The 3,520-nt window shown below is 54.0% G+C and carries 5 protein-coding genes and 1 pseudogene; 5 read left to right on the forward strand and 1 reads right to left on the reverse strand.

From position 1 onward, the window contains the following. Nucleotides 1–249: 249 nt before the first annotated feature. Nucleotides 250–1,152, reverse strand: a pseudogene (locus Q0X47_RS08535) (class I tRNA ligase family protein); the annotation flags it as partial. Nucleotides 1,153–1,202: 50 nt separating this feature from the next. Here Q0X47_RS08535 and Q0X47_RS08540 point away from each other — a divergent pair. The 5 genes from Q0X47_RS08540 to Q0X47_RS08560 all read left to right on the forward strand — a co-directional run bounded on the left by Q0X47_RS08540 (nt 1,203) and on the right by Q0X47_RS08560 (nt 3,286). Beyond that, nucleotides 1,203–1,622 carry a DNA cytosine methyltransferase gene (locus tag Q0X47_RS08540; RefSeq protein ID WP_022865318.1) on the forward strand — a complete coding sequence of 140 codons (420 nt, stop codon included), beginning with the start codon at nt 1,203–1,205 and terminating at the stop codon, nt 1,620–1,622. A gap of 88 nt (nt 1,623–1,710) precedes the next feature. Then, nucleotides 1,711–1,926 (forward strand): hypothetical protein, encoded by a 216-nt coding sequence (locus Q0X47_RS08545; protein ID WP_027723702.1) that lies wholly within the window; start codon nt 1,711–1,713, stop codon nt 1,924–1,926. Further along, entirely contained in the window at nt 1,920–2,372 is a 453-nt protein-coding gene (locus Q0X47_RS08550) for a hypothetical protein (RefSeq protein WP_022865316.1), read from the forward strand. Before Q0X47_RS08545 ends, Q0X47_RS08550 begins: the two co-directional genes overlap by 7 nt. Before the next feature lie 106 nt (nt 2,373–2,478). Continuing rightward, the gene (locus Q0X47_RS08555; RefSeq protein WP_022865315.1) at nt 2,479–2,814 is read left to right on the forward strand and encodes a hypothetical protein; all 336 of its coding nucleotides are present in this window, start codon (nt 2,479–2,481) and stop codon (nt 2,812–2,814) included. A 178-nt stretch (nt 2,815–2,992) separates the two neighbouring features. After that, complete coding sequence (locus Q0X47_RS08560; RefSeq protein ID WP_022865314.1) at nt 2,993–3,286, forward strand: hypothetical protein; 294 nt, start codon at nt 2,993–2,995, stop codon at nt 3,284–3,286. The last annotated feature ends 234 nt before the right edge of the window (nt 3,287–3,520 follow it).

The following is a 3,520-nucleotide window of genomic DNA, read 5'->3' on the forward strand; positions in this document are numbered from 1 at the left end:
GCAACACGGTAAATGTGGTGAGGACCAGGGGTTTGCCTGGTGCGGCTGAATCCGAGCTGGAGCTGGGGGTCCCGCCGCACCCGCTGAGAGAGGCTCCCAGGCACAAAAGCGCGGCTACGGTCAAGGTTTCTTTAATTTGCTTGTTTTTAAATCTCTTCATGGGTATAGCCTAAGTTAGGCATACCTAAGTTCGCAAGCCCGAAACTGTTGAAATCCCGTAATTTAGCGATTTTTTTGTACTGACAAATCCTAAAAAACCAAGGATACGAGCTTTGGAGCACGCACGATAATCCGTTTCGGCTCCCGCCCGTCCAGCAACTTCACCACCGCCGGTTCCGCCAGGACCTTCGCCTGCAAATCCGCCTCGGAAATCTCGGGGTCCACCGACACTTTCGCGCGCACCTTGCCCGCCACCTGCACCACGCAAGTGACCTCGTCGGCCGCCAACAGCGACTCATCGGTCACGACCGGGAACGCGGCCCGGGCGATTCCGCCCTGGTGACCCAAACGTTCCCACAGTTCCTCCGCAATGTGCGGAGCGATGGGGGCGACCATCACGACCAGCGCTTCTGCGGCCTCACGCGGCACCTGGGACAGTCCGGTGAGGTGATTGTTCAGCACAATCATCTTGGCGATAGCCGTGTTCACGCGCAGATTGTCATACTCCACGGTGACATCGTGAATGGTGCGAGCCAGCACTTTTGCGGTCGCCAAATCCGGGGCGTCATCGGTCACGGTGAGCGCGCCGGTGTTCTCATCGACGATATTGCGCCACAGTCGCTGCAGGAAACGCTGGGAACCGACCACCGCGCGCGTGTCCCACGGACGGGACATATCCAGCGGTCCCATCGACATCTCGTAAACCCGGAACGTGTCCGCGCCGTAATCCGCGCACATCTGATCAGGGGTGACAATGTTCTTGAGCGACTTGCCCATCTTGCCGAACTCGCGGTTGACGGGCTGACCCTGCCAGGTAAAGCCGTCCTCCTCGCTACCCTCCACCTCGTCAGCCGGGACGTATTGCCCACGTGAATCCGTGTAGGCATAAGCCTCAATCATGCCCTGGTTGAACAGGCGATGGAACGGCTCTGAACTGGACACATACCCCAAGTCGTAGAGGACCTTGTGCCAAAAACGCGCGTACAGCAGGTGTTTCTCCGACCTGCAACCAAGGCGGCATCGCCATCGTCGAACCCGACGTTGTGAGCGCCTCGAAGGCAGACTTCTTCTGCCGAGGCAACGTCAATATTGCTGGCGCTCTGTTGGCTTCGGACTCAACTGAGCCGCCCCTGGTCACTGACCCTGGCATGCCCAAATACCGCGTGAGACGCTTAACCCCCACCGAATGCGCCCGCCTACAAGGATTCCCTGATACTTGGACAGACGGACTCGCCATCGAGAACCCGAGCGAAGACGTGCTGGATTATTGGTGGCAGGTCTGGGCTAGCTGGGCCAAGGTGCAAGGATTGAAAAAACCTAAAACCCGCAACCAAGTACGCAAATGGCTGGCTAATCCAGCGTCCGACCGGGCACTCTACAAGCTGTGGGGAAACGGGATAGCTTTGCCGTGCGCCAAACTCGTGCTTTCCCAGATAGTCGCCGAGAGCACTAAAACTCCTTGATTTTAAGGCAAAAATTACTGGATAAGTACGCGCTCCTATGGCTGTATGTACATGACCAAACAACCAGCAAGAAAGAGAGGGTTTGGTGATGATGGGACAGCTATATGTCGATCTAGAAGAAATCGAAAACCTCGGAGTCGACCTCACCGATATTGGTGCGGTGTGGAATGCGGCCAAAGACCACGGCTACGAGCACGTAGAAATGATCGTCTCCAACTTTCCAGACAACTACCTGCGCCTCATCCGCACATGGATGGACGTTCAAAGCATCGAATTTGATGGTGAGGAGGATGAGCAATGGTGAACACCAAAAAGGCTGAAAACTACGGGCTCTTAGTCACCCTGCCCGCCACGCTTGATGAGACTGAGCTGGCAAGGCTGCATGAACTTATCGCTGCCAAGAAAGACTTGATCGCTAAAGCGCTCGGCGCGAGCCATCTCGACATCACCACCAGTAGCGAGGGGCTGAGTTTTCCTTGGTGGGATGAGCTGCCAGAGTTCGAGAAGATCACGGCATACACCGAGTTCCTAAGCAAAATGGTCGCATATGCGAAACGCATCGGGCTCACCACCCACCGCGCCGCGAGTGACAAGGTGGTGAATGAGAAGTATGAACTGCGCTCCCTGCTTTACCGCATCGGACTTTCTGGTAAAGAACATAAGGAAGTACGCAAGATCTTACTTGCACCATTAAGCGGTGATTCTGCGTGGAAAACCCCGCCACTAATAAACACTAACCAAGAGATGTAAACCACTATTTATTAGGCAAAATAGGCGGCAAAATGACTGGATAAGTAGCGAAGTCTATGGCTGTATATACATACCGAAACGGTACACAACACATAAGGAAACAGCCATGAACACCAAAGAAGCTGAATGCAGCGTCGAGGAAGAAAACACCGAACGCCTTATCGGACGTGCTAACCGGTTGGGATACACCATCACCAGCATTGAGATTGAACCTGGCCGGGTCGCGATTTCTATTGTTCCTTCCCCGCTGTTCCCCTACACCCCGGAGCTTGACCGGGATTTTGAAACCGATCAATGGCGGGTGCAAACCACCGCCTACGGAGCGTTGAACCTAGACAACATCGAACAAGTCACCGAGGGATACGGGCGGGCAGCAGCGATGGTGCGTGAACTTGAACATGCTACACCAGGAAACGTTGTCAACTACCACCTGACCCGTTAAAACTAAACACACAGGCAACCCCACCTGGCGTGGGGTTTTCCTTTATCGTGAAGCGTTATGACCTAGAGATGTACATCTCTAAGTTTTCTTGAAAATAGGCGGAAAATGACTGGATAAATAGGCGGGTCTATGGCTGTATATACATACCGAAACGGTACACAACAGAAAGGCACCAGCCATGAACAGCACAAAGGTCACCAGCGAAACCCTCCAGATGCGCGTTGATTCCTACGGGACGGTTCTTGCCTACGGGAACTACACGCTAGCAAGTTTTGCTACCTGGACCAAGACTGAAGGATTTGGCAATAACGCCCAAATCTACCGGTTGATGGAAGAACCCGTCAGCGGGTTCGGGCCTAACTCGAGGAGCCGCGGAGAATGCGAACTCGAACTCATCGCGAAGTCAGACCACCTTTTCGCTGACGCCGGACATGCGATCGCCTGGGCGTTAGCTAATCTGCCCGAAGCCTAGCCCCGCCGGGTATGAGGGTACCTGTTATCGCTGGTAGTAACTGACTTTTTAACCAATAGAAGGTAACTGATTCGTATGCGTCAGCTAGCTGAATATCAACCGACACGGTTCATGGCTGAAAGCTCGCGCTATGACAAGCGCCGAGCCGACTTTGCAGTCGCGTTTATCGAAGCTTTAAAGCATACGAAAGGACGGTGGTCAGGAAAACCTTTTAAGTTGATTGATTGGCAAGAA

Source organism: uncultured Mobiluncus sp. (assembly GCF_947254095.1).
Lineage (GTDB): Bacteria > Actinomycetota > Actinomycetes > Actinomycetales > Actinomycetaceae > Mobiluncus.

Coding starts and splice junctions, on each gene's coding strand:
- Q0X47_RS08560 (WP_022865314.1), top strand. CDS start 2,993: ATGAACAGCACAAAGGTCACCAGCGAAACCCTCCAGATGCGCGTTGAT.
- Q0X47_RS08550 (WP_022865316.1), top strand. CDS start 1,920: ATGGTGAACACCAAAAAGGCTGAAAACTACGGGCTCTTAGTCACCCTG.
- Q0X47_RS08545 (WP_027723702.1), top strand. CDS start 1,711: ATGATGGGACAGCTATATGTCGATCTAGAAGAAATCGAAAACCTCGGA.
- Q0X47_RS08555 (WP_022865315.1), top strand. CDS start 2,479: ATGAACACCAAAGAAGCTGAATGCAGCGTCGAGGAAGAAAACACCGAA.